This window comes from Citricoccus muralis (genome assembly GCF_003386075.1).
In the GTDB taxonomy this organism is placed as follows: Bacteria; Actinomycetota; Actinomycetes; order Actinomycetales; family Micrococcaceae; genus Citricoccus; species Citricoccus muralis.
On the sequence record NZ_QREH01000001.1, the window covers coordinates 1 to 23,169 of the forward strand.

Below are 23,169 nucleotides of genomic sequence, written 5' to 3' on the forward strand. Positions count from 1 at the left end.
GCCAATACTTCCGACCCCGAATCGGGCTACAACGGCATCCAGGGTGGGGCCGACCTCGCGGCCTTCACCCGGTGCGCCGAGGCCGGGCAGGGTCTCGGCTTGGCCGGCGGGGCGTAGGTCTGTGAGTACGACGCCGGCCCGTACGTACCGGGTGCCCGGGCGGATCCGTTCGGCCAGGCCCAGGGCCCCGCGTGCGATCGTCATTGGCTCTGCTGTCGGCACGGGCAGCACGGCATTGATCTGGGGTGAGTGTGGGGTCTGGTCCGTGGCGAAAGGCGAGGTCGAAGCCCAGGCCTTGAGCACGCCGGCTTCTTGCCCAGCGCTACGCAGCCGGGAGGCGAGCTGCTGGGAGTAGATGGACAGGACCTGGCGCATGGCCGGGGTGGTGGTGACCGGATCCGAGAAGGAGCGGGAGTAGATGAGCTGATCCTTGTACTGGCGGGGGTGCTCTTCCAGGGGGATACAGGGTGTGCCGCGCAGCTCGCGCACGGTGCGCTCCACGACCACTGAGAACCGCTTCCGCATCTGCCCGGGGTGTTGGGCGGCGAGGTCTGAGGCGGTGTGGATGTTCAGGTTGGCCAGGCGGCGGCCGAGCCGGCCGGCTACGCCCCACAGGTCGGTGATGGGGATGCTGGCCAGGATGGTGTCTCGTTGGGTGGGGGAGTAGGCCCCGAAGTGACACACCCCGATCTCGGACAGCCGTTGGGAGCGTTTCACCCCGAGGAGGGCGACCTTCGCCAAGGTTTTGGTGGGGGCGATGCCGATGCGCACGGGGATCCCGGTGCAGCGCGCCACGTCCTCGCGGATGCGCCGGCCGAGCTTCACTAGTTCATCAACGGTGCCGCGCAGACCGATAAATGACTCGTCGATGCTGTAGACCTCTTGCCAGGCGGCGTGCCGGCCGATGACCTCCATGACCCGGGCAGATAGCGACCCGTACAGCTCATAATTCGAAGAACGGGCCACGATTCCCTGGGCCTTGGCGACGGGTTCAAGTTTGAACCACGGGATGCCCATGGGCACGCCGAGGGCCTTGGCTTCAGCCGACATGGCCACGACGCAGCCGACATGGCCACGACGCAGCCGTCGTTATTGGACAGGACCACCACCGGGCGGTTCTCCAAACGCGGGTCGAAGACCCGCTCGCACGAGGCGTAGAAGCTGGCGCAATCCACCAGAGCGATCATCCGATCAGCTCCCGTTAGCCGGGACATTACCTACTTGACGTGGTGCAAGGAAACCGTGACCACGCCCCAGATGCGTAGGTCCGAGAGTGAGGGGACCATGATGTCCGGGAAACCCGGATTCTCCGGGGAAAGCACCACACGGTCCGCGTCGATTCTGAGCCGTTTCACGGTCAGCTCGCCATCAAGCACGGCGATCACCACGTGGCCATCCTGCGGGCGGATAGACCGGTCAACCACCAGCTCGTCGCCGTCCCAGATGCCGGCGCCGGTCATCGAGTTCCCCCGCGCACGCACGAGGTATGTCGAGGCTCGGTTGGGCATCAGGTGCTCGGTCAGGTCGATTTCGGCGGTGGTGTAGTCCTGCGATGGCGAGGGGAAGCCGGCCATGACCACGCCGTCATCGACGCGCGTCCGGAGCTGGTCTCCGACCCCTTCGGCCAGGGCTCGGACCTCGGTTGCCAGCACGTCCTCACCCCTCATGAATCGAAGATATGTTCTATTGGCAATCGTACAGGCGGTAACTGGAGGCTGCCGCCAGAAGCTGCCCTCCGTTCTGCCTCCCGCCGTGGTCCGTGGTCTTGCAAGTAGGCCGCGTGGCTACTATTGTTTGAAGTGCCCACCGTTACGACGGACAGGGAAGAAGGCCTTAGAACCCCAGCCGGACGACTGGATCTAGGGCCTTTCGTTTTGCCCTGTGGGCACCAGGGATTCGGGAGTGCTCTGCTTGAGGTAGATCGTTTGCTCCAGAGCCTCAAGATATTGGTGTTCCCCTATGTGGGACGCGTTGACCGCACCGAGCACGATGTCGGAGATCCATAGCAACGGCTCATCTCCGCCGCGACGGTGCGAGATGCGGATTCCCCGATCGAGGCCTTGGCCTTGAAGGGCGACGATGTGGGCTCGGTCTTTCTTGTCCTGCGCCTCGGTCCGACACTCGAGGGTGAGATCGTAGACCTCGAGATCAGCGAGTTGGTAGTAGAGAACCTCAAGGCACTTGCGACGGAATCGTTCCGTCTTGCGTTGACGTTCACTGAGGTGGGTCACGATGACATTCATCGGCCCCAGGGCTCCTATGGCTTGCACGATCCGCCGTCGGCTACTGGAACTCTCATCGGTCCAGTGCAGTTTGATCTGCCCCGGGCGTAGAAGGGGCCGGAGCTCCTGGCGGACCATGTCCACCTGATCGGGTTCCAAGATTGCCGCACAGACCAGGTACTCCTGGGCGGCAGCGCTGCGGGCCACCGAAGACTCATCAATGTAGGCGTTGAAGGCGGAGATCGGCACCAATCCAAAGTACTAGGTGAAGAGGGGCCAAGGGCCGAAGCGACCGCGATGGCGCCCGGGGATGCATTTTTACGCCACTGAAACCCTTGCGCCCTGCCGCCCTCCAATGCACCCAGCGACAGCCCCGCGCTGGTGTCCTCGGAGCCTCACAGGAGATGCAAGGAGCGCCTCAGTACGAGCGTTTTCGGGCAGGGGCGACGTCGATGCCCAAGGCCATCTGGTGCAGGATCAGTGTCCACAGCAGGTATACCGGAATCGCCTCGGTGGCCAGTCCTTCCGTGCTCCTGCCAATAGGCCCACCTCAGACTCCTCGGGTTCCAGGTCCATTACCTACGGGGTGAGTCGGGGTGGCTCACGGGGTCCGGGCCAAGGCCTGGGTGATGCGTGGGGCCAGTTGCGCGGCGTCGGCGGAGACGAAGCCCAGCAGGGCCTAACCGGTGCCGCTGCCCGGGTCTCGGGCCGGGCCGATCTGGTCGGTGTAGCCCGGAGCTTCGTCGTCGGCGAGGTTGATGACTGTGCCCCTTTCGGTCCGGATGGGAGTGCCCCTGGTGGGCCGATCGGTGGAACTCCGAGGCTCTTGGCCGGTACTCGCCTGATCGGGGGAACCGGGAAGCTCTTCGTCGGTGGTGTAGTTGGTGGTATCCCGGGGAGTCTGGACCGAGGTGTTTGAGTGGTGGGCGGCGAGCCCGCCGGGGAGTCCACCGGTGTTGGTGGTTTTGCCGCCCACGAGGCGCCGGCTGCCCTTGACCGACAGGGACACCACTTTCTCCAGCGGGCCTTGGCCGACAGATCGTTGCCAGAGCCAGGCGAACGCGACGGCCACGCCCAGGTGCGCCAGGAACCACAGGGCGGGTTCGTCGTAGTGGAGCTCCAGGGCCAGGGCGAGCAGGTGGGCGGAGTAGAGCGTGAGGGTCATGGCGCCCATGGCGGCCAGCGGGGTCAGCCACCGGCCCGCCTTGTTGGCGATGAGCAGGAACAGGCCCAGCGCTAGCAGTGCCATGCCGAGGCTGGAGGCGATGGCCAGGGGCATGTTGGTGTGCGGGGTGGTGATGGCCAGCCACCAGCCGGAGGTGTTCGGTACGAGTTCCGGGCCGTAGACGATGGCTTCGTCCAGGTCGTGCATGGTCATGCCCGGGGTTGCCAGCAGCGCCTCGTAGCCGCCAGCGGCGTAGAGCAGGACGTAGGAGACGAGGCTGGCCAGGATGGCCAGGGCCGCGCCGGCGCCGGCAATGGCGGCCTGCACGGGGATGCTGCGCAGATTCAGCCGACCCAGGGCCATGCCGGCCAGGAGATAGGCCATGTAAGGCAGGGCCGGGTAGGTGCCGGTCAGCAGTAGCTGGGAGGCCACGGAGACCGGGTCAGCCAGGACGTGCTCGAGGGTCGGGTTGTACGAGGCCCAGTCGGGCAGCACCGGGGGCAACTGCTGGAGCAGGATTGGGGAGACGACGCCGAAGACCGCGGCGCAGATGAACAGGGCCTTGGGTCCGAGGTGCAGGAAGGGGATGGCCAACAGGAAGAACACCGCGTAGTAGATCAGGATGCTGTAGGCCGGCGGATCAACAGGGGGCATCAGCGAGGCGATAAGCAGTGCCACCACGGCGATCAGCACTGCCCTCACAACCAGGCCGATCCGGTTCGCGGTCATCTGCCGGCCGCGGTGCGGCGTGCGCCCGCCGGAGGACAGGGCCAAGCCGACGCCGGCCAGCAGGGCGAAAAGCGCGGCCGAGTCGCCGGAGAACAGCTGCCAGGTGAGGGTGGGTTCGCCGGTCTCCTCTTGGTAGGAGGGCAGGATGTGAATGGCCATCAAACCGATCAGCGCCAGCCCTCTCGCCGCGTCGATGCCAATCAGCCGCTTTCCAGGCCCTTTCTCGGGCCGCTTCTTCGTCGCCGCGGGAGCGCCCACGACGGCTCCCTGGATGGCTTCGTCCGAACTCATGGCTCTTCCCTGACTCTCTGTTGGTATCCGGCGACGGCGCATCGAGAACCACGACATCCGGGCCCACGGTGCACATCCGCAGCCAGTGTGTAGATAGGTTCGCAGGCGGACATTGAGGGATCCGAGCAGACGTCTCAAGATTCCATGAAGATTCCCGTGTGGATGACAGGGTCTCCACACAGCCCTCATACGTCGCCGGGGACGCCTGAAGACCCTGCAAGCTTCACCGCCTGCCGCGGCTCACCTCCCCTGAAAAATTCAAGAGCTCGTGTAGCTCGACCTTCCATGGGTGGCAGGGGAGGGCGGCGCGGGCTCCCGGAAGCGGTGCGGGAACTGTCAGGGGGCGAGTAGGTGCATCGTCAGCCGGTGCCGTGACTGCGGTCGCCTTCGTGGACCCAGGCAATGTCACGGCGAATCTGACGGCCGACACCCCGGGACTGATTGAGCATTAGCCCTACAAACCCAGCACCCCGCCAGCGGTCACACTCTCCGCCCCGCAGGGCCACCCGACTGAGCCACGGGGCGCAGGACCACTACACGTCGCCCACATCTCCGGCGCCGATCCGGGGCACCCTGCACGCTTCCGGAAGCGGACCTTGTTCGCCGGCCGCCTTCCATAACTCACCAGCCGGTACCCCCGACGGCGTTGCCACCGTGCTGTTCCATCCGCACCACGAACCCGTGGATCTGAGGCCGGGGGGACTGCTGTCATCTGGGTGACACCATGTCTCGATCCCTGATGATGTGTCCCGGTCGGAGGAATCGGCAGAGATGCCTGTCGAGGAACGCGGATGAACCTCCCGCCGCAAATCGCTCTGCAGTCACCCTCTTGGGCAACCCGGAGCGCACCCCGGTGTCGTCGGGCTCCGTATCCTTGAACCGAACGGCAGGACGATGGATTCGCGCCGACCATGGACCCGCAGGGAAGAGACACCATGACCGAGGCATCGACGGGGCGGGTACTGGTGGTCGAGGACGAACCGGACCTTGCGCGCTTGATCCGGGACTACCTGCAGAATGCAGGCTTCCGGGTGGAGGTACGCCATGACGGGGCCGAAGCCGTCTCCGCGGTGCGCGACTTCGCACCCAATGTCCTGGTGCTGGACATCGGTCTGCCGGGAACCGATGGCTTCGAGGTGTGCCGCCAGGTGCGGACCTTCTCGGACTGCCATGTGTTGATGCTCACCGCCCGCGATGATGAGGTGGACAAGATCGTCGGGCTGTCCCTGGGGGCAGACGACTATGTGACCAAGCCCTTCAGCCCCCGAGAGCTGGTCGCCCGAATCCAGTCAATGATGCGTCGGGCACGGTTCGCCCCGACAGTGGCCGGACAACCGATGGACGAGCCCTCCGGCCTCATCCATCAGATCGGTGAACTGCGGGTGGACGGGTCCTCGCGGCAGGTCCACCTGTCCGAGAAGCCCATCCTGCTGACGAAGACGGAATTCGACCTGTTGGCCAGCCTCGCGGCCCACCCGAAGCAGGTGCTGAGTCGACGCCAGCTGCTCGACATGGTGTGGGGCGACGATTGGGCGAGCGACAACCACCTCGTGGACGTCCACCTGGCCAGGGTACGACGGAAGCTGGGCGAAGACGCCGCCAATCCCCGATACATCCATACGGTGCGCGGCATCGGCTACCGGATGGAGGCCCCGGCGTGAGCGCAGGAGCAGCCGACCAGGACGCAGGAGAACGCCCTAACGGCGGCCGGCGGCGCAGCGATCCGGAAGCGGAGGACTCCCCGGAGGGTCAGGAACCCAAATACTCGCTGACGGTCCGTATCCTCCTGGTCCAGGTCGCTGTGCTCCTCGTCGGGCTGATCGTGGTGACGGTGACGACCCTGCTCATCGGACCACAGATGTACATCAACGAGCTCTTCCGAGAAGGCCATGGCCGTGCTGCCCGCGCCATCTTCCACCTGGATGACGTCTTCCGGGAGGTGAGCCTGGTGGCCATGACGGTCGGTGGCCTGACCTCGCTGGTGATCGCCGTCCCCGTGAGCATCCTCATGACCCGCCAGGTCAGGAAATCCATCTCCGAAGTGAGCCGTGCCGCCAACCGGATCGCCTCCGGGGAATACGGCATCCGCCTGGAACAGGGACGTCTGGGCGCCGAGTTCGACTCGCTGGTCGATTCCTTCAATGACATGACGGCGAAACTTGACGCCGTGGACCAGACCAGGCGCCAGATGCTCGGCGACCTGGCCCACGAAATGAGGACTCCACTGGCCACCCTGAAAGGACATCTCGAAGGTATCGAGGACGGGATCGTGGCTTTGGACGGGCGCACCTCTGCCATCCTGAACGGCCAGGTCAGCCGGCTGGAGCACCTGGCCCAGGACATGAGGTCCCTGACCCAGGCGGAGGAGGGGATGATCAACCTGCGCCTTAGGAATTGGGATCCCGCCGAGCTGGTCGTGGAGGCGGTCGCGGCGGCAGAACAGACGGCGCGATCGCGTCAGGTGGAGCTCACGGTCAGGAGGCCCCGCAGTCCGGTGGAACCCGTGCTGATGGACCGGGACCGGATGCGCCAGGTGCTCAGCAACCTGGTGGACAATGCCCTCCGGCACACCCCGGTCGGCGGCCGTGTCACGGTGGGCCTGACGGAACGCGACAATGCGGTGGTGCTCACGGTGACGGACTCCGGTGATGGGATCGCCGCCGAGGACCTGTCCCGCATCTTTATGCGGTTCTACCGGGTGGAGGAGGGCCGGGAGGCGAAGCCCGGGGGATCCGGACTGGGCCTGGCGATCAGCAAGGCGCTGGTCGAGGCGCAGGGAGGGGCCCTGACAGTCGCCAGCGAGGGACGTGGCCGGGGAGCGGAGTTCACCGTCCGGCTGCCCCGGGCGAGAGTGAGCCGCTGACGGACTCCGCGGCCGTGTCCTCGGGGCCCTGGTGGAAGGACACCTTGTGTCGCTCCTTCGCAGGGGTCATGCACCGTAGACCGTGGCGGTGTACTTGGCATTGATGGTTCTTTCCCCTGATGAGCGGAAGGGCCTTACCCACTTCCAATAGCATTGTTGGCCCAGCCGGGAGGCTCGGCGATGGAATTGAGATGGCCGTCGGCTGGATTTGGTGGTCGATTACCTGTACAACTCGGCGGTCTCCGCACCGGGGATGCCGGCGTAGGAGTGCAGGCCGGGGAAGTACGTGTTGACGATGGTGAAGTTGAAAACGATGCAGGCGTAGCCGATGATCGAGAGCCAGGCGGCGCGTTCTCCGGTCCAGCCGCGGGTGGCGCGGGCGTGCAGGTAGCCTGCGTAGACCACCCAGACTACGAAGGTCCACACTTCCTTGGTGTCCCAGCCCCAGTACCGGCCCCAGGCGGCCTCGGCCCAGATGGCACCAGCGATCAGCGTGAAGGTCCACATCACGAATCCGACGGCGTTGATGCGGTAGGACCAGTTCTCCAGGCTCAGCGCCGGAGGCACCATGCGTAGGAATGGCCTGAGTCGGGCCTTTTCAACAGATATCGCGGCCTCACGCCGGTGCTGGATGAGTTGCAGCACGCTCATGGCGAAGGTCAGGGTGAACAGGGCCGAGGCCAGCACAGCCACCGACACGTGGATGATGATCCAGGGGGACTGCAGGGCCGGCTGCAGGTGGGCGATCGGCGTGGGGAAGCCCATGGTCGCCGCGGCCATCATGACCACCACGAGGCCGGAGACGAAGGTCCCGAGGAAACGGATGTCTTTGCGGATCAGGAACAGTAGGTAGACCACGGCGACCAGCATCGCGCCGGTGGTGAGGAATTCGTACATGTTGCCCCACGGCACCCGGGAGGCGGCCACACCGCGGGCGATCACCGCGAAGGCATGCAGCAGGGCCCCGATGACCATCAGGGACACGGCCACGTTCGCGACAGGTCGGCGCATGGTACCGAGATAATCCATGTCGTCGTTGACCAGCTCCTCGTCGAGCTGCATAGCGGTCGCTGAGGACCCACTTTGCGCACGGCCTGCCGGCGCCGCTGGCGGGTGGTCTCCTGCGGTGTCAGGCACAGGGCGCCCGACGCCGGCTCCGGCCAGTTCCCGGCTGGGTCGTTGGAGAGCTAGTTCGGACTCCAAATTTCGGATGGTCGTGGAGGAAGTCGCCACGTCCAAAGTGAACAGGATGAAGGCCGCGACGTAGATGAACGCAGCGATCAACATGAACAGGTCGCTGTAGCTGGCCAGCTGCAGGTTGATGGAGGGCATGATTTACTCCGGTCGGTTCTCGGTGGTGTTGGATTTGGTGTCTGGGGTCCGGCGTGCGGCAGGCATCGCGGCCTGAATGTCGACAGGGTGGGCATCATGGTCGCTTGGCGGCTTGTCCTCGGAATTGGAGGGGCCTCTCTCAGCGTCGTGGGCATCCTTGGGTGCCTGGACCGGCCAGTTCCTTTCCATCTGGCGTCGCAGGGCGACGTTCTCTTCGCGCAGGCCGAAGCTCTCACCGCGAGCCAGCAGGCCATACTCGACCGTGGTATACCCGTCGGGGTCTGTGGTGCCGCGGACCCACACGCGGCGGCGGCGCACGAAAAGGCTCACGCCCAGTGCCAGCATCGCCAGCACGGCGAAGATGCCCACACCCCATTTGGCAGGGTCGTAGACGATGTCCAGGCCCACGAAACGCTTGACGCCGTCAAAGGCTATGGAGCCCTTGCCATCGGGCAGCTCGTAGGACTCACCCGGGGACAATGTGATGCCGCCGGCCTCGAGGCTGCGGGAGTTCAACTCGGTGAGGGTGTCGGTGTCCAAGACGTAGACGTTCTGCGGTTCGCCCGTGTCCAGGCCGAGATCGCCGTAGTAGGAGTTGAGGTTCAGCTCGGGATTGAGCAATTCGGGGTCAATCGAGATGGCGACCCCGTCCTCTCCGGTGTAGGCCGTGGGCAGGAAGAACCCGACGAAGCCGAGCTGGTCGGGTTCGGCGTCGGGGGCTTTGATGACCATCAGGGAGGTGTACACCTGGTCTTCTGCCCGGCCGATCACGGGGCCTTGGAAGGCAATGTTCCCACTGCCGTCCCGCACGGTGACCTCCGGGGCGTAGCCGTTGCCGACCAGGTACACGCGGACACCGTCGATGTCCAGGGGATGGTTCACCTTCAGCTCCGTGGTCTGCTCCGGCTCGCCCGGTCCATGACGTACGCCCAGCACGGCGGTGAAGTCCAATGCTTGGCCGTAGTGGGTATCCGACTCGCGGTCGAACTCGGCCTCGAAGCTGTCCAGGGTCATGGAGAACGGGTTTAGCTTCTGCTCGGAGAAGGCGCTGCCGGGGGTGAAGGCGTCGTAGGCGACGAGGGTGTTGGCGAATCCCTCGCCTTCGACGAGGATCTTCTGGCCCCGGTAGCTCAGCATCGAGCCGGCCGCCATAAACGCCAGCACCCCGATGAGGGACAGGTGGAAGACGATGTTGCCGATTTCGCGCACGTAGCCGCGCTCGGCACCTACGGAAGCTTTGCCCTCGGGTTCCTGGCGGACCTGGATCCGGTAGCCGCGCTTCTTGAGGATCTTGGCCGCTTGGTCTACCGCGTCCCGGGGGGACGGTCCGGTGGATTCCAGCACGACTTTTCCGTACTCGGGCAGGCGGGAGAGTAGGCGGGGGGTGCGCGGCGGGGCAGAGCGCAGGGCCTTGGCGTGTTTGACGGCGCGCGGGAACACACAGCCGATCAGGGAGATGAACAGCAGGAGGTAGATGGCGGAGAACCAGACGGACGAGTACACGTCGAACATCTGGAAGCGATCCAGCCACTGCCCAGCCGCGGGATTGTCGGAGATGTAGTCGTCCACGATCCCGGGACCGGCCGGCCGCTGCGGGAACAGCGAGCCCGGAACGGCGGCGACGGCTAGCAGCAGCAACAGCATCAGCGCGGTGCGCATGCTGGTCAGCTGGACCCACAGGAACCGGAGGGTGCCCGTGAAGCCCAGGGCGGGCAGCTCCACGTCCTGGCGCTGGTTCGGCGCATCGGTGCGGCTCATCTCGGAATCCTCCCGTCAGTAGCGGGCGAGGTCTGCCGGTCGTGGAAGCCGGTGTTCTGGGGGCCGGCGGCCATCAGTGGATCCGGCACGCCCGGGCTGGAGATGTACGTGGACAACGAACCGGCGGTGACGATATCGATGAGGGGTTGGTTCACCAGATACTGGACGGCGGTGCGCGGAAGGGTCAGGAGGTCCATGGTGGGTTCAGGCCTGTTCGCCCAGCACCGTGGTGATCAGGGTTCGTAGCGTGGACCGCTCGGCGATCCCCAGGATTCGGGCCGAGACCCGGCCCTGACGGTCCAGCACGATCGTGGTGGGCACGGCCTGCGGTGGGACGTAGTCGGTCATGGCCAAGAGCACCTGGCCATTGAGGTCTTCGACCGAGGGGTAGGTGATGCCGAAGTTGCGTTCGAAGGCCTGCGCGGTGGCCACCGTGTCCCGGACATTGACGCCCACGAAGCGGACACCTTGGGGCTCGAGCTCCTCGTGCAGGGCCTGCAGGTCCGGGGCCTCCACCCGGCACGGGGCACAGGCGGCGTACCAGAAGTTGAGCACCGCGGGATCGCCGACGAGGCTGTCCGTGCTGATTGGTTCCCCGGAGAACAAGATGGAGCTGAACTGCACAGGTTCACCGCGCTCATCCGGCCCAATCTCCAGGACCGACCCGTCGCCGGCGATGTAGTTCTTGCCATCGGCATTGCCGGCTTGGGCGGCCAGCGGGTCGTCGCTTGAGCAAGCGGCCAGCACCGGCAACGCGGCGATCCCGGCCAGTCCGGCCAGGACCTGTCGGCGTCCGGGCCGACGCAGGGGGTCGGGGGTCCGAGGGCCGGACTCAAGGGAATGCTTCAGGTTGGACATGACGTACCTCCGGTACTTCTTCTGCGGGGGTAGGACGACCTTCGAATTCTACAGACTGTAGAAATCGGGGAAACGATTGCGAAGGCCGACCGGGGGTGTGGTTCATGGCACGCGGCGGTTGAGCAGGTGAGCAGTCGCCAGTTCGGGGTGAGTCCTGGGACGAGGACCTTTTAGATGGGGGTAGTGAAGGTGCCGGCGAGGTTCTGCAGTTGATAGATCCAGGCCGTCCAGATCCCGGTGGCCATTAGGACGCCGACCAACACGAGCATGGTGCCGCCGGCGATGTTGAACGCGCGCATGTGGCGGCGCACGAAGCCCAAGGTGGTGCTCACCCAGCCCAAGCCTCTGGCGACGAGGACGAAGGGTATGCCCAGTCCCAGGCAGTAGGAGAATCCCAGTAATGCCCCGCGCCAGGGGTCGCCGGTGGTGGTGCTCAGGGCCAGGACGGCGCTGAGGGTGGGGCCCATGCAGGGCGTCCAGCCGAGGCCGAAACCGAGGCCCAGCAGCGGGGCTCCGGCCAGTCCCGTCCTGGGGGTGAAGGAGGGGGCCTTGGTCCTTTGCATAAAGGACAGCATGCCCATCAACGCCAGCCCCATGAGGATGACAACGACGCCCAGGCCTCGGATCAGCAGATCCTGCCAACGCAGCAACCAGCCGCCGATCAGGCCGAAGGCGGCACCGTAGAGGGTGAACACGGCGGCGAAGCCGAGGATGAACAGGCCCACCCCTGTCATCACCCGTCGGCGGTTGTCCGGCCGGGTCGGGTCGGACAGGCCGGAGACGTAGCCGAGGTATCCGGGGACGAGCGGAAGGATGCAGGGCGAGAGGAAGGAGACGAGCCCGGCGATGGCCGCCAGCGGGATCGCCATCAGCAGCGCCCCGGACTGGACGGTCTGAGCGAAGTACTCGCCCATTTACTTCCTCCTTGGGGTTGTGTCCGGGGATGGTGGCCGGAGGCCCGGGTCGGGACGGTCCTGGACGTGGTGGGTGCGAGTGGACGATAAAGGCATGTTCTTTCCTGAACGGGTACCGGGCGACCGCCCGGGGGATGGAGGTGTGAGGGACAGGGGGGTCAGTGGATGTAGGAGAAGACGCCCATCATCCCGGCCTCGGCGTGGTAGGCGTTGTGGCAGTGGGTCAGCCACTGTCCCGGGTTGTCCGCCTCGAAGTCGAAGACGATGGTTTGCCGGGGTTTGACGATGACCGTGTCCTTGCGTGCACCGTTGTCGGCCAGCTGAAAGGTGTGGCCGTGTAGGTGCATGGGGTGCCACATATCGGTGTCGTTGGTCATCGTGACCCGCACACGCTCGTCCAGCCGGAGCTTGAAGGCACCGTCAAAGGGGTTGGCCGGGTCGAAGCGGCGCCCGTTGATACCCCAGTCATAGTCGGCCATCGATCCGGTCAGCCGCAGCTCATGGCTCCTGGTCGGGTCCTTGGGCGCGAGCAGGACGGATTCGTGGGCCTTCAGCCGGCTGCCATCGAGCACGGTCCCGCCCAGGGTCTGCGGGAGCCGTCCGGAGAGAGCGGTGTTCGATCCGGCGTGGATGATGCCGTAGGAGTGGCCGGCCTTGCCCTCGGGCAGGGCCAGAACGGGCACGGCCTGGTCGCCAAGGGTGACCAGCACATCCAAGCGTTCACCCATGCCCAAGACGACGGCATCGGCCTGACGCGGCTGGACCGGGAACCCATCGGTGTGGGTGATGGTCAGTTCCTGACCGGGGATCCCAACCTGGTAGGCGGTGTCTCCGGCGGCATTGATCAGTCGCAGGCGGATACGGTCGCCGGGCTTGCCGTCGAGGGTGTCGGGTTTGGCTGGGGGGCGGCCGTTGAACAGGTGCACGGGGATCTTCACGTCGCCGGCATCCCCGCCCAGATAGTCGCTCTCAGCCCCCATGAGCATGTGCTTCATGGGCATGCCGGAGGAGCTGTCCTCGCTCATGGACCCGTGATCCATACCCTCCATGTCACCGGACATGCCCATTCCGGCGGAGAGCTCCTCGACGACTTCCTCGGGCGTTCCGGTGATCCCGTCGAGCCAGTCGTCCAGGATCACGACCCATTCCTGGTCATAGTCGAGGGTTTCGTTGGGATCCTCGACGATCAGTGCACCGTACAGGGCGCGTTCGCGCTGGGTGTCGAAGTGAGAGTGGTACCAGTACGTGCCCGGATGGGAGAGTCGGAATCCGTACGTGTAGGTTCCTCCTGCGGCGATGGGTTCCTGGGTCACTCCCTGGACTCCGTCGGCGTCATTGCGCAGGGCTAGCCCGTGCCAGTGCACGCTCGTTCCCTCCGGGAGATCGTTGGCGACGGTGACGTTGAGCAGGTCGCCGGTTTTGGCGCGCAGCAGCGGCCCGTTGAGGCTGTTGTCGTATCCCCAGGTGGTCAGACTCTGGTCCTGCAGGGAGGTCTCGAAGGGTGCGGCCGAGAGCCGGTTGGCGACGGTGGTGCCTGAGTAGGCGCGTCGTTTTTCATATTCGGCGATCAGCGGGTCGGTGGGCAGGATGCGCCCTGACGGTCGGGCGGTGGCCGGGGGGTCGGAGCATGCGGCCAGTCCGGCCATGGCGAGGGCGCCGACGGAGGTGCCCAGGAAGGCGCGGCGGGTGGTCAGTGGGGAGGTCATCGGTTCTTCTTTCCTTCTCCCGATCACCTGCCGCAGGCTGGTACGACGGGGGACGGGTATGGCTCATCAGTTGCTGATGGGGTGGTGGCCCACAGGCTGCTGCGTGCCGTCCTCATGCAAGGGGGCGGCTGTGCTTGCCGGTGGACACGACCGGGCATCCTAGGTGCGGTTGATGGCCAGTTGAACCAGTGAAGGAGTCCAGGGAAGCCTGAAGTGGACAACCCAAGGCAGCGGGGGCGCGGTCAGCCCCTGCCCGGGAAATGACGTGAGCTCCCGGGGCTCTAGATCCAGGACGACGGAAGGCGTGGTTAGGGAGGAGGCGCAGGTGTCGCCCCCGGCCTCCAGTGCGCAATACGGCAACCCGCTGCCGCCTGCGTCATCATCCCCGGGAGGCTGGGCTGTGAGCACGTCTCCGGGTGCCCAACCGGAAGGGCCGACGGTCGTCGGCCCGGGATGCTGGGACACCGTTGAGGCGGAGGTGTCAATGCCGGCCATCACCGTGCCGGTGCTCACGCCAGCATGCATCCCGAGCAGGCCGAGGAGCAGCACGAGGATGCCCAGAACCGGCCGGAGGGCGGTCCGACGGGACAGGTCAAGGCGGTGAAGATGTCGGCGTTCCGCCATCGGCACTGGCCTTTCCTGTTCGTCCTTGCTGGTCATGGCCCGGTTGAGGGTCCGCGGCTTGGCGCGGCATGGGTCACAGCAGCGGTTCGGTGGTGTTCCCGCCGTCGGTGGTGCGTAGGACGGCCGTGCCGATGACTAGGAGTGCTTCGACCTGCCCGTCGTCAGTGATGCTGGCTCCCAGGGCGGAGGCCGTGTCGCTCAGCGGGTCACTGGAGGTCCAGGTGTCGCCGCCGTCGGAGCTGGTCAGCAACCGGCCGTCGGTACCGGCGCCAACGACTGTGGTGTCGTCGGCCCAGGCGACCAGGTGCATCAGCTGCGGGGTGTCCAGGGTGCTCCAGGTGGCACCGTTGTCTACTGACCGCAGCATCCCGGCTTCGGTGGTGGTCAGCACGGTCCCAGTTTCCGGGGAGATGGCCAAGGATGCGGGTGGGGTAGGGATCGTGAGGGTCCGCCAGTTGATTCCGTCGGCGCTGGCACGCAGTTGACCATCGAAGCCGAGGACGCCGTCCGGGCCGGCGGCCAGGGCGTGGAAGTCGGATTGGCCGCCCCGGGAGAGCACCTCCCAGCTCAGGCCGTGATCCGTGGACTCGGCCAAGCCCAATGGTTCGGGCAGGTCGGTACCGGGCGCCGGGTGGCCGGAGGCCAGATAGCGGCCCTCGGGCGTCACGGCGAAACCCATGAGATCCACCACCGGGCCCACCTGGACCAGCTCGCGGTCCTGGAGGCGGAATAGGCCCTCGTGGGTGGCCAGGAGCACGACGCCGTCGTCGGGGTCGCGCACGATGGCATGGATGTGGGTGATCGCCGTGCCCGGGGTCTGCGTGTTGGCGTCTTGGGGGCTTGAGGTGCTCGGCACGGTGCAGGCGGTCAGGGTGCCGACACCGATCAGGCCGAGTCCGCCGGCGAGCAGGGTTCTGCGGGTAGTCATGGTGCCTTTCCGCCCCGATCCGATTGCGGGGCCACCTACCATTGTCCGCCGGAGGCTCAGGAGCTCCGGACGGTTTGCCTTGAAGGTTTGATGAAGATTCCCCGGTCTGGTGTCTTGGGTCGCTCTCCGGGCCGTGAGCCGGGGGAAACTGAACACATGAACTTTGGCACTGGCTCGTCCACCGGGCGGGTATTGGTCGTCGATGACGAAAAGCCCCTGGCACGCATGGTCGCCACCTACCTGGAGCGGGCCGGCTACGAGGTCACCACCACCCACACCGGACCCGATGCGGTACAGGCCGCCCGCACGCATGATCCCGACGTGATAGTCCTGGACCTGGGCCTGCCCGGACTGGACGGGATCGAGGTGTGCCGGCGCGTGCGGGCCTTTTCCGAGTGCTACGTGCTGATGCTCACCGCCCGGGGCAATGAACCGGACCGGCTGCAAGGGCTGGCAGTGGGCGCCGATGACTACATCACCAAACCCTTCAGTGTCCGGGAACTGGTCGCCCGGGTGGGGGCGGTCATGCGTCGGCCCCGCACGACGGCAACCGTCCCAGAACCGGCACGGGCCTTCGGGTCGCTGGTGATCGACCTGGTCGCCCACGAAGCCCACGTGGACGGGAAACCGGTAGGGCTGACGCCCACGGAGTTCGACCTGCTGGCGGCCCTGTCGGGACGTCCCTATCAAGTGTTCTCCCGGCGTCAGCTGATCGATATCGTCTGGGATCCGGGGTGGGTGGGGGATGAACGACTCGTGGATGTACACATCGGCAATCTGCGCCGCAAACTCGACGAAAACCCCGGGCGCTATGTCGACACGGTCCGCGGGGTTGGCTACCGGATGGCAGAACAGTGACCGGCCAGCGACGTTACCGCGGCCTGGCGGCCCGGTTCTTCCTGGCCCAGTTGCTGGTGGTGGCGGTCAGCATCCTGGCCGCGGTGGCGGTGGCCTCCCTGGCCGGCCCCCCGCTGTTCCACGAGCATTTGGAACAGGCCGGGGCCGGGCATGATGCGACCCAGATGCTGCACGTGGAGCAGGCCTACCGAGACACCAACTTCTGGACCCTGGGCGTGGCCTTGGCCACCGCCCTAGTCTGCTGCCTGGTGTTGACCTGGTATGTCGCCCGCCGGATCCAGAACCCGATCCATGCCCTGACCCAAGCGGCGACGGCTATGGCGCGCGGCAAGTACGACACCCGGGTCCCGGCCATGGGGGCAGGGACCGAGGTGGAGGACCTGGCCGCCTCGTTCAACACCATGGCCGAGCGGCTCGAACGCACCGAGGACACCCGCCGTCGGATGCTCTCGGACTTGGCCCACGAGATGCGCACTCCCATCTCCGTGCTCACCGTCTACCTCGAAGCCCTGCAGGATGGAGTCTCACGCTGGGGCGAAGCCACCGGCGAGCTCATGGACGAACAGCTGGCCCGCCTCACCCGGCTGGTGGAAGACATCCACGACGTCTCCCGGGCGGAGGAAGGACGGATCGAGCTCGATCGCACCATCGAATCGGCGGGCGAGTTACTGCAGGCCGCCGCTGAAGCCCATCGGGACACCTATGCCGCCAAGGGCGTGGCCTTGATCCTGAATCCGAGCCAGGACATCGCGACCGTGGAGGTCGACCGCCAACGCATGGGTCAGGTGTTGGGCAACCTGCTCACCAACGCCTTGCGCCACACCCCCGCAAGAGGCCAGGTAACCCTGGACGCTCGGCAGAGTGCAGGAGGGATCACGCTCAGCGTCAGCGACACCGGCGAGGGCATCCTCCCCGAGCACCTGCCGCACATCTTCGAACGGTTCTACCGCGGGGACGCCGCCCGCGACCGGGGCCACGGCGGGTCCGGGGTCGGCCTGGCCATCTCCCGGGCCCTGGTCCAAGCCCATGGAGGGTCACTGACCGCCAGCTCCGCAGGTTCGGACGCCGGGGCGACGTTCACCGTCCACCTGCCTGCCCGAGGCGACGGAAACCACTCCACCACATCTTGATTGATACCCTCCAGGGGTATATACCGGGAGGAGGGCGCAGTCCCACCGCCCACATCCGACGAAGGAGCCCATCATGACCGAACCGATGTCCAGCCCCCTGCCGATGGCCTCCGGCGGCTGCTCGTGCTGCGCCCCGGACGCCGCCCCTACTCCGGGCTCCGACGCCGCGGAGGCGTCATTCCCTGCCGCTTCCGGGACCTCCACCACGTATCGGGTGGAGGGGATGACCTGTGGGCACTGCGTCGGAACCATCGCCGGAGCGGTGAGTGCCTTGCACGGGGTCAACGATGTCAAGGTCGAATTGGTGGCCGGCGGCATTTCCCCCGTCACCGTGACCGGCGCCGCCTCCTCAAACACCGTGCGGGCGGCCATCGAAGAGGCCGGCTACCGCGTCCTGACGTCCTGATCACTTGGCCCACCGCCTCGGCCCGTAGGGGGCCAATGGGAAGGAAATATCATGAGCACCTCGCACCATCAAGACCATGAGCGTGCCGGCCATGGCCAGCACGCTGATGAGGACACCCACGGGCAGGCTATGCCCCAAGGGCACGCCCACTCCGCGGTGGATGAGGATCACGCGGTTCACGACCACGGGGAACATGCCGGGCACTCCGTGGCGATGTTCAAGAACAAGTTCTGGCTCTCACTGGTGCTGTCGATCCCGGTGGTGGTCTTCAGCCACATGGTCGCCGACCTGCTCGGCTACCGGGTCCCCGAGTTCCCGGGCTCTCAGTGGATCGCCCCGGTGCTGGGCACCGTGATCTATTTCTACGGCGGTTTGCCCTTCCTGAAGGGCGGGATCACGGAGCTGCGCTCCCGGCAGCCCGGGATGATGCTGTTGATCGCCATGGCCATCACGGTGGCCTTCGTGGCCTCTTGGATCACGACCCTGGGCATCGGCGGGTTCATGCTGGATTTCTGGTGGGAGCTGGCCCTGCTGGTGGTCATCATGCTGTTGGGCCACTGGATGGAGATGCGTGCCCTTGGCGCGGCCTCTTCCGCCCTGGATGCTCTGGCCGCCCTGCTGCCGGACGAAGCCGAGAAGGTCACCGATGACGGCACTACCGTGACCGTTGCGATCGGTGAGCTGGCGGTCGGGGACACGGTCCTGGTTCGCTCTGGGGCCCGAGTGCCGGCCGATGGGATCCTGACCGAGGGTACGGCGGAGTTCGATGAGTCCATGATCACCGGCGAATCCCGGGCTGTGGCCCGCACCGTGGGCGAAACGGTGGTGGCCGGGACCGTGGCCACCGACAACACCGTGCGGGTACGCATCGAGGCGACTGGGACCGACACCGCCCTGGCCGGGATTCAGCGGATGGTCGCCGACGCCCAGGAATCCTCCTCCCGCGCTCAGGCCCTGGCCGACCGGGCTGCCGCGCTGCTGTTCTGGTTCGCCCTGGCCGCGGCCATCATCACCGCCATCGTCTGGGTGGCCCTCGGCCGGCCGGATGACGCCGTCACCCGCACCGTCACAGTGCTGGTGATCGCCTGTCCGCACGCCTTGGGCCTGGCGATCCCACTGGTCATCGCGATCTCCACCGAGCGCGCCGCCAAGGCCGGGGTGCTGATCAAGGATCGGTTGGCTCTGGAGCGGATGCGCACCATCGACGTGGTCCTGTTCGACAAGACCGGCACCCTGACCGAGGGGGCGCACGTCCTCACCGGAACCGCACCGGCCCCGGGCACCTCCGAGGCGCAGCTGCTGGCCTACGCGGCCGCCGCCGAGGCCGACAGCGAACACCCGGTGGCCCGAGCCATCGTGGCTGCCGCCATCGGGCATGCCGAAGCCTCCGCGCTGGGCCTGCGCGGCACCGGGTTCCAGTCGGCCACCGGCCGCGGGGTGAAAGCGACCGTGGACGGATCCGAGGTCCTCGTGGGCGGGCCGAACATGCTCCGCGAACTCGCCCTGGACACCCCCGAGGCCCTCAGAGCTGACACCCAGGCCTGGACCGACCGAGGGGCCGGGGTGCTGCACGTCGTCCGTGACCGCACCGTCATCGGAGCGGTGGCCGTGGAGGACAAAGTCCGTCCCGAGTCCCGGGCCGCCGTGGCCGCCCTGCACGAACGTGGGATCAAGGTTGCCATGATCACCGGCGACGCCCGCCAGGTCGCCGAGGCCGTGGGAGCGGACCTAGGCATAGACGAAGTCTTTGCCGAGGTGTTGCCGAAGGACAAGGACTCAAAGGTCACCGAGCTGCAATCCCGCGGTCTGAGTGTGGCCATGGTTGGCGACGGCGTCAACGACGCTCCCGCCCTGGCCCGCGCCGAGGTCGGTATCGCCATCGGTGCCGGCACCGACGTGGCCATGGAATCGGCCGGCGTCGTGCTGGCCGGTAACGACCCCCGGGCCGTGCTGTCCATGATCGAGCTCTCGAAGGCCAGCTACGCCAAGATGATCCAGAACCTCATCTGGGCCGCCGGCTACAACGTGGTCGCCGTTCCCCTGGCCGCCGGCGTGCTCGCCCCGATCGGGTTCGTGCTGTCCCCGGCAGTCGGGGCGGTGCTGATGTCCCTGTCCACCATCGTGGTGGCCCTCAACGCCCAACTGCTACGCCGGACCGACCTTGACCCCGCACGGCTCGCCCCGGCCAACACCGGGCAGCGGCACACCGCAACCCAGCCCGCGACGGCCACCAGCTGATCGCGGTCCCGGACCCGATTTTGAAACCCCCAATGGAAGGAATCACCATGAAACGCAACACCACCACCCTGGCCGCCCTGACTCTGGCCTCCGCATTAGCCTTGACCGCCTGTGGCGGCACCGGTGCCGAGGACAACGGCGCCGGCTCCGAGTCGACCCCGGCTACCAGCTCGGCTGCTGCCACCTCCACGGACACCGCTACCCCGTCCGCCACGGCTACCGGCTCGGCCGAGGAGATCTCGGCCGAGCACAACGACGCGGACGTGATGTTCGCCCAGATGATGCTCCCCCACCACGAGCAGGCCGTTCAGATGAGTGAGATGCTGCTGGCCAAGGACGACATCCCGACCGAGGTCGCCGACTTCGCCCAGCAAGTCATCGACGCCCAGGGACCGGAGATCGAACGCATGAACGCCATGCTCGCCGCCTGGGACGCGGAACCCATGGGAGACATGGAGGGCATGGAGGGCATGGACCACGGCGGGATGAGCGGGATGATGTCCGAGGAGGACCTGGCCGCCCTCGAGGAAGCCCAGGGCACCGAAGCGGCCCGGCTGTACCTGGAACAGATGACAGCCCACCACGAGGGCGCCGTCGAAATGGCCCAGGACCAGGTCGACAACGGCCAGAACCCCCAGGCCGTGGCCCTCGCCGAACAAGTCATCACCGCCCAGGAGGCCGAGATCGCCGAGATGGAGCAGATGCTCGGAAACCTCTGACGGGATCCACCACCCCCTCTTGATCGGCTCTGCCCGTGCCGCTGTTGCACTGAAAGGACCCACACGGCTCCATCCACCCAGGCAGATGGGGCCGTGTGGGTCCTGGCGCATCGGTTGGCGTCCATCCGACCCGTGATCCCCGACAGGGCGGGGGTGCGCCCTGAGGGGAACCGTCAGCCGGTGGGGCACTGGCGTTCGGCCGGCTCCTCGTAGTCAGGCACGGACCGTGCTTGCGCCTGTTTGGGGGTCGTGGCGCCCCGTTACGTTCGATATCCTCGATCAGCCAGTCCATCTCGAAAATTTTCCCGCCACTGGGCCTCGCTGATCTCCACGGCCAGCTCACAGACCCTGATGTCCTCGATACCGGCCCGCTCGGACCTCGTGATGGCCAGCGAGTGGTGCGGGATCATGGCTCGCATGAAGTCGCTGTCGTCCACGGTCGCCTGGCTGCGGTCCAGGACGATGCCACCCGCCCAGAAGCACTGCGCTCACGAGCACCACGGCCACGTTAGCCTTCGGGTTCCGGTACATGTTCAGCATCCAGGCGACCATGACCAGGCCCATCGCCCCGCCCATGGTCAAGGCCATGAACAGCCGGCTCTCGCTCCAGCGGATGTGTCCCCACTCCCAGGAACCGGCGAACATCGTCCAATACATGACCACCATGCCGGTCAGGATCATCGCGGCGAACCGCAGATACATTTTCAGGGAGCGGCGGGGCGCATGGGGACCCCCGTCGCGATCACCACCCTGGTCACTGCTGTGTTCTGTCTTTGACACGCCGGGTTCTTCTTCTGCGGGGATGCTCTTGTGCCGTCGCACCAGTTAGGGCCAGCAGCACATGCTCCACGCCTGCTGGCCCTGACTGGTATTCCGGCATCGGCCGGGCTGTGCTCAGCCCAGGGTGGCGAGCAGTTCAGCGCAGGCCTGTTCGCAGCGCCGGCAGGCCTCGGCACAGACCTTGCAGTGCTCGTGCATCTGCGCGTGCTTCTCGCATTCCTCGGCGCACGCCTTGCAGGCGGTCCGGCAGGCCTCCAGCAGGGCACGAGTGGTCTCGACGTTGTTGCCGGTCTGGCGAGACAGCACACGCCCGGTGACCGCGCAAATGTCGGCGCAATCCAAATTGAAGCGGATGCACTGGGTCAACTCCGAAACCATGTCCTCGGCCAGGCACGCGTCCGCGCAGGCCGTACAGGTCTGGGCACACTCGAAACAGGCCTCGATGCACTCGGCCAGCTTCTCCTGGTCGATGTTCCCCAAGTCCTTCGGGTAGGTCTCCAGCATCGAGCTCACGTGATGGGTCATGGCTTACTCCTTCATCGGTGCGGTTCGGAAGACGAACCGGCCAGAACCGGCCCGCCATGCAACCGACCGTAGACCCCCACTCGACCCGGATGAAGGGCCCAACCTTGAAGATTCCGTGAAGATCCCTGCCGGCCACGGGCTCCGACCGGGCCGTTCGAGCGGGCGGCTAGGCCCGAAATGACGGCCTTTCCGGTCCCGGCTCAACCCTGCATCGGCTCGGAACTTGGCACGCCGACAAGTTGCGACCAGATAACGAATCCGTATTGTTGCATAACGTTCTGGTCACAGACCATTTCGCCAAAAGGGATAGCCGGCTAAATGCTGGATCTCGAGGCCGTGGGAGAAGTCCAGAACATGTACGCCAATGTCTACCGAGGTAACCCATGTCCTATCCCACCCGTCGTGCCCGCATCGAGGCTGAAGCCCAGACCCGCCGTTCACACCGCCGCCGTTCCCTCACCATGGGTGCGGTCGGCCTGACCACCGTGGTGGGAGCCACGGTGGCCGGCATGGGCCCGGCCACTGCCAACGAAGGCGCCTACTCCGCTCCCAGCGGCTCCACCGCCAATGCCTGGACCTGGGACTCCGGAACCGCAACTGAGAAGCCCCGCTCATCCGGGGCCCACACGCACTCATCAACGACCAGCGGTGAGCCGGCCCAGGACATCCAGCGGGCCTCCTACTCCACCGCTTCCTCCAGTGGTACCGGTTGGGGAGCGGCCGTGCAGTGGGCCACGGCCAAGGCCGCCGATCCGGGCGTGGGTTACGTCTGGGGCGGTAATGGCCCCACCGGTTACGATTGCTCCGGTTTCACCCAGAATGCCTTCGCCCAGGCCGGCATCGAGCTGCCCCGGAACTCCAAGGCCCAGTACGCGGCCGCCAGCCAATACGTCTCCCTGGACAACCTCCAGGTCGGTGACCTGGTCTTCTGGTCCAACAACGGCTCGGCCTCCGGGATTTACCACGTGGCCATGTACATCGGTGACGGCCAGATCGCCCACGCCCGCAATCCTCAGATGGGGGTGGCCGTGACGGATGTCGACTACAGCCCGTGGAACATGATGGGTACCGCCGCCCGATACTGAACGGTACGGGATTAGCCTGCTCGCAAGGTGAAGACCTG

The 23,169-nt window shown here is 66.3% G+C and carries 21 protein-coding genes and 1 pseudogene; 8 read left to right on the top strand and 14 right to left on the bottom strand.

Annotation, left to right across the window (positions count from 1 at the left end; translation table 11 throughout):
* The 5 genes and pseudogenes from C8E99_RS15960 to C8E99_RS00025 all read right to left on the bottom strand — a co-directional run.
* Nucleotides 1-1,050: Y-family DNA polymerase (locus tag C8E99_RS15960; protein ID WP_211308954.1), on the bottom strand; the 1,050-nt coding region annotated here is incomplete at its 3' end.
* Nucleotides 1,051-1,070: 20 nt separating this feature from the next.
* Nucleotides 1,071-1,214, bottom strand: a pseudogene (locus C8E99_RS16400) (Y-family DNA polymerase); the annotation flags it as partial.
* 3 nt (nt 1,215-1,217) lie between these two features.
* Nucleotides 1,218-1,574, bottom strand: coding sequence for a LexA family protein (locus tag C8E99_RS00015; protein ID WP_245952406.1), 357 nt, complete (start codon nt 1,572-1,574; stop codon nt 1,218-1,220).
* 285 nt (nt 1,575-1,859) lie between these two features.
* Nucleotides 1,860-2,471 carry a hypothetical protein gene (locus tag C8E99_RS00020; protein ID WP_211308955.1) on the bottom strand — a complete coding sequence of 204 codons (612 nt, stop codon included), beginning with the start codon at nt 2,469-2,471 and terminating at the stop codon, nt 1,860-1,862.
* A 430-nt stretch (nt 2,472-2,901) separates the two neighbouring features.
* On the bottom strand, nt 2,902-4,407 hold the full coding sequence (locus C8E99_RS00025; protein WP_115930551.1) for a heparan-alpha-glucosaminide N-acetyltransferase domain-containing protein: 1,506 nt from the start codon (nt 4,405-4,407) through the stop codon (nt 2,902-2,904).
* A 935-nt stretch (nt 4,408-5,342) separates the two neighbouring features.
* On the opposite strand from C8E99_RS00025, the gene C8E99_RS00030 reads away from it, so the two are divergent.
* Both C8E99_RS00030 and C8E99_RS00035 read left to right on the top strand, forming a co-directional pair.
* A complete protein-coding gene (locus C8E99_RS00030; RefSeq protein ID WP_115933087.1) occupies nt 5,343-6,068 on the top strand; it encodes a response regulator transcription factor in 726 nt (241 codons plus the stop codon).
* Nucleotides 6,065-7,270: a sensor histidine kinase gene (locus tag C8E99_RS00035; protein ID WP_115930552.1), complete on the top strand. Its 1,206-nt coding sequence runs from the start codon at nt 6,065-6,067 to the stop codon at nt 7,268-7,270. The genes C8E99_RS00030 and C8E99_RS00035 overlap by 4 nt, the downstream gene beginning before the upstream one ends.
* Nucleotides 7,271-7,489: 219 nt before the next feature.
* On the opposite strand, the gene ccsB is transcribed toward C8E99_RS00035, so the two are convergent.
* The 7 genes from ccsB to C8E99_RS00075 form a co-directional block, all read right to left on the bottom strand.
* Entirely contained in the window at nt 7,490-8,602 is a 1,113-nt protein-coding gene (gene ccsB / locus C8E99_RS00040) for a c-type cytochrome biogenesis protein CcsB (protein ID WP_115930553.1), read from the bottom strand.
* Between the two features lie 3 nt (nt 8,603-8,605).
* Nucleotides 8,606-10,360 carry a cytochrome c biogenesis protein ResB gene (gene resB / locus C8E99_RS00045; RefSeq protein ID WP_115930554.1) on the bottom strand — a complete coding sequence of 585 codons (1,755 nt, stop codon included), beginning with the start codon at nt 10,358-10,360 and terminating at the stop codon, nt 8,606-8,608.
* The gene (locus C8E99_RS00050; protein ID WP_115930555.1) at nt 10,357-10,557 is read right to left on the bottom strand and encodes a hypothetical protein; all 201 of its coding nucleotides are present in this window, start codon (nt 10,555-10,557) and stop codon (nt 10,357-10,359) included. Before C8E99_RS00050 ends, resB begins: the two co-directional genes overlap by 4 nt.
* 7 nt (nt 10,558-10,564) lie before the next feature.
* On the bottom strand, nt 10,565-11,218 hold the full coding sequence (locus tag C8E99_RS00055) for a TlpA family protein disulfide reductase (RefSeq protein WP_115930556.1): 654 nt from the start codon (nt 11,216-11,218) through the stop codon (nt 10,565-10,567).
* A gap of 170 nt (nt 11,219-11,388) precedes the next feature.
* Nucleotides 11,389-12,132, bottom strand: a complete 744-nt coding sequence (locus C8E99_RS00060) for a cytochrome c biogenesis CcdA family protein (protein ID WP_115930557.1) — start codon at nt 12,130-12,132, stop codon at nt 11,389-11,391.
* 158 nt (nt 12,133-12,290) lie between these two features.
* The gene (locus tag C8E99_RS00065) at nt 12,291-13,838 is read right to left on the bottom strand and encodes a multicopper oxidase family protein (protein WP_115930558.1); all 1,548 of its coding nucleotides are present in this window, start codon (nt 13,836-13,838) and stop codon (nt 12,291-12,293) included.
* A 697-nt stretch (nt 13,839-14,535) separates the two neighbouring features.
* Complete coding sequence (locus C8E99_RS00075; RefSeq protein ID WP_115930560.1) at nt 14,536-15,390, bottom strand: F510_1955 family glycosylhydrolase; 855 nt, start codon at nt 15,388-15,390, stop codon at nt 14,536-14,538.
* 156 nt (nt 15,391-15,546) lie between these two features.
* Between C8E99_RS00075 and C8E99_RS00080 the strand changes: the two genes are divergently transcribed.
* From C8E99_RS00080 to C8E99_RS00100, 5 genes are all read left to right on the top strand, one after another.
* Nucleotides 15,547-16,248: a response regulator transcription factor gene (locus C8E99_RS00080; protein ID WP_115930561.1), complete on the top strand. Its 702-nt coding sequence runs from the start codon at nt 15,547-15,549 to the stop codon at nt 16,246-16,248.
* Nucleotides 16,245-17,378 (top strand): HAMP domain-containing sensor histidine kinase, encoded by a 1,134-nt coding sequence (locus tag C8E99_RS00085; RefSeq protein ID WP_115930562.1) that lies wholly within the window; start codon nt 16,245-16,247, stop codon nt 17,376-17,378. The genes C8E99_RS00080 and C8E99_RS00085 overlap by 4 nt, the downstream gene beginning before the upstream one ends.
* 73 nt (nt 17,379-17,451) lie before the next feature.
* Nucleotides 17,452-17,784 (top strand): heavy-metal-associated domain-containing protein, encoded by a 333-nt coding sequence (locus C8E99_RS00090; RefSeq protein WP_115930563.1) that lies wholly within the window; start codon nt 17,452-17,454, stop codon nt 17,782-17,784.
* 51 nt (nt 17,785-17,835) lie between these two features.
* Complete coding sequence (locus C8E99_RS00095; RefSeq protein WP_115930564.1) at nt 17,836-20,022, top strand: copper-translocating P-type ATPase; 2,187 nt, start codon at nt 17,836-17,838, stop codon at nt 20,020-20,022.
* Between the two features lie 47 nt (nt 20,023-20,069).
* Nucleotides 20,070-20,741 carry a DUF305 domain-containing protein gene (locus tag C8E99_RS00100; RefSeq protein ID WP_115930565.1) on the top strand — a complete coding sequence of 224 codons (672 nt, stop codon included), beginning with the start codon at nt 20,070-20,072 and terminating at the stop codon, nt 20,739-20,741.
* 339 nt (nt 20,742-21,080) lie between these two features.
* Here C8E99_RS00100 and C8E99_RS00105 read toward each other — a convergent pair whose 3' ends face one another.
* Both C8E99_RS00105 and C8E99_RS00110 read right to left on the bottom strand, forming a co-directional pair.
* Nucleotides 21,081-21,521, bottom strand: coding sequence for a hypothetical protein (locus tag C8E99_RS00105; protein ID WP_245952503.1), 441 nt, complete (start codon nt 21,519-21,521; stop codon nt 21,081-21,083).
* Nucleotides 21,522-21,635: 114 nt separating this feature from the next.
* The gene (locus C8E99_RS00110) at nt 21,636-22,046 is read right to left on the bottom strand and encodes a four-helix bundle copper-binding protein (protein ID WP_115930566.1); all 411 of its coding nucleotides are present in this window, start codon (nt 22,044-22,046) and stop codon (nt 21,636-21,638) included.
* 383 nt (nt 22,047-22,429) lie between these two features.
* On the opposite strand from C8E99_RS00110, the gene C8E99_RS15965 reads away from it, so the two are divergent.
* Nucleotides 22,430-23,131: a C40 family peptidase gene (locus tag C8E99_RS15965; protein ID WP_211308956.1), complete on the top strand. Its 702-nt coding sequence runs from the start codon at nt 22,430-22,432 to the stop codon at nt 23,129-23,131.
* Nucleotides 23,132-23,169 lie beyond the last annotated feature (38 nt).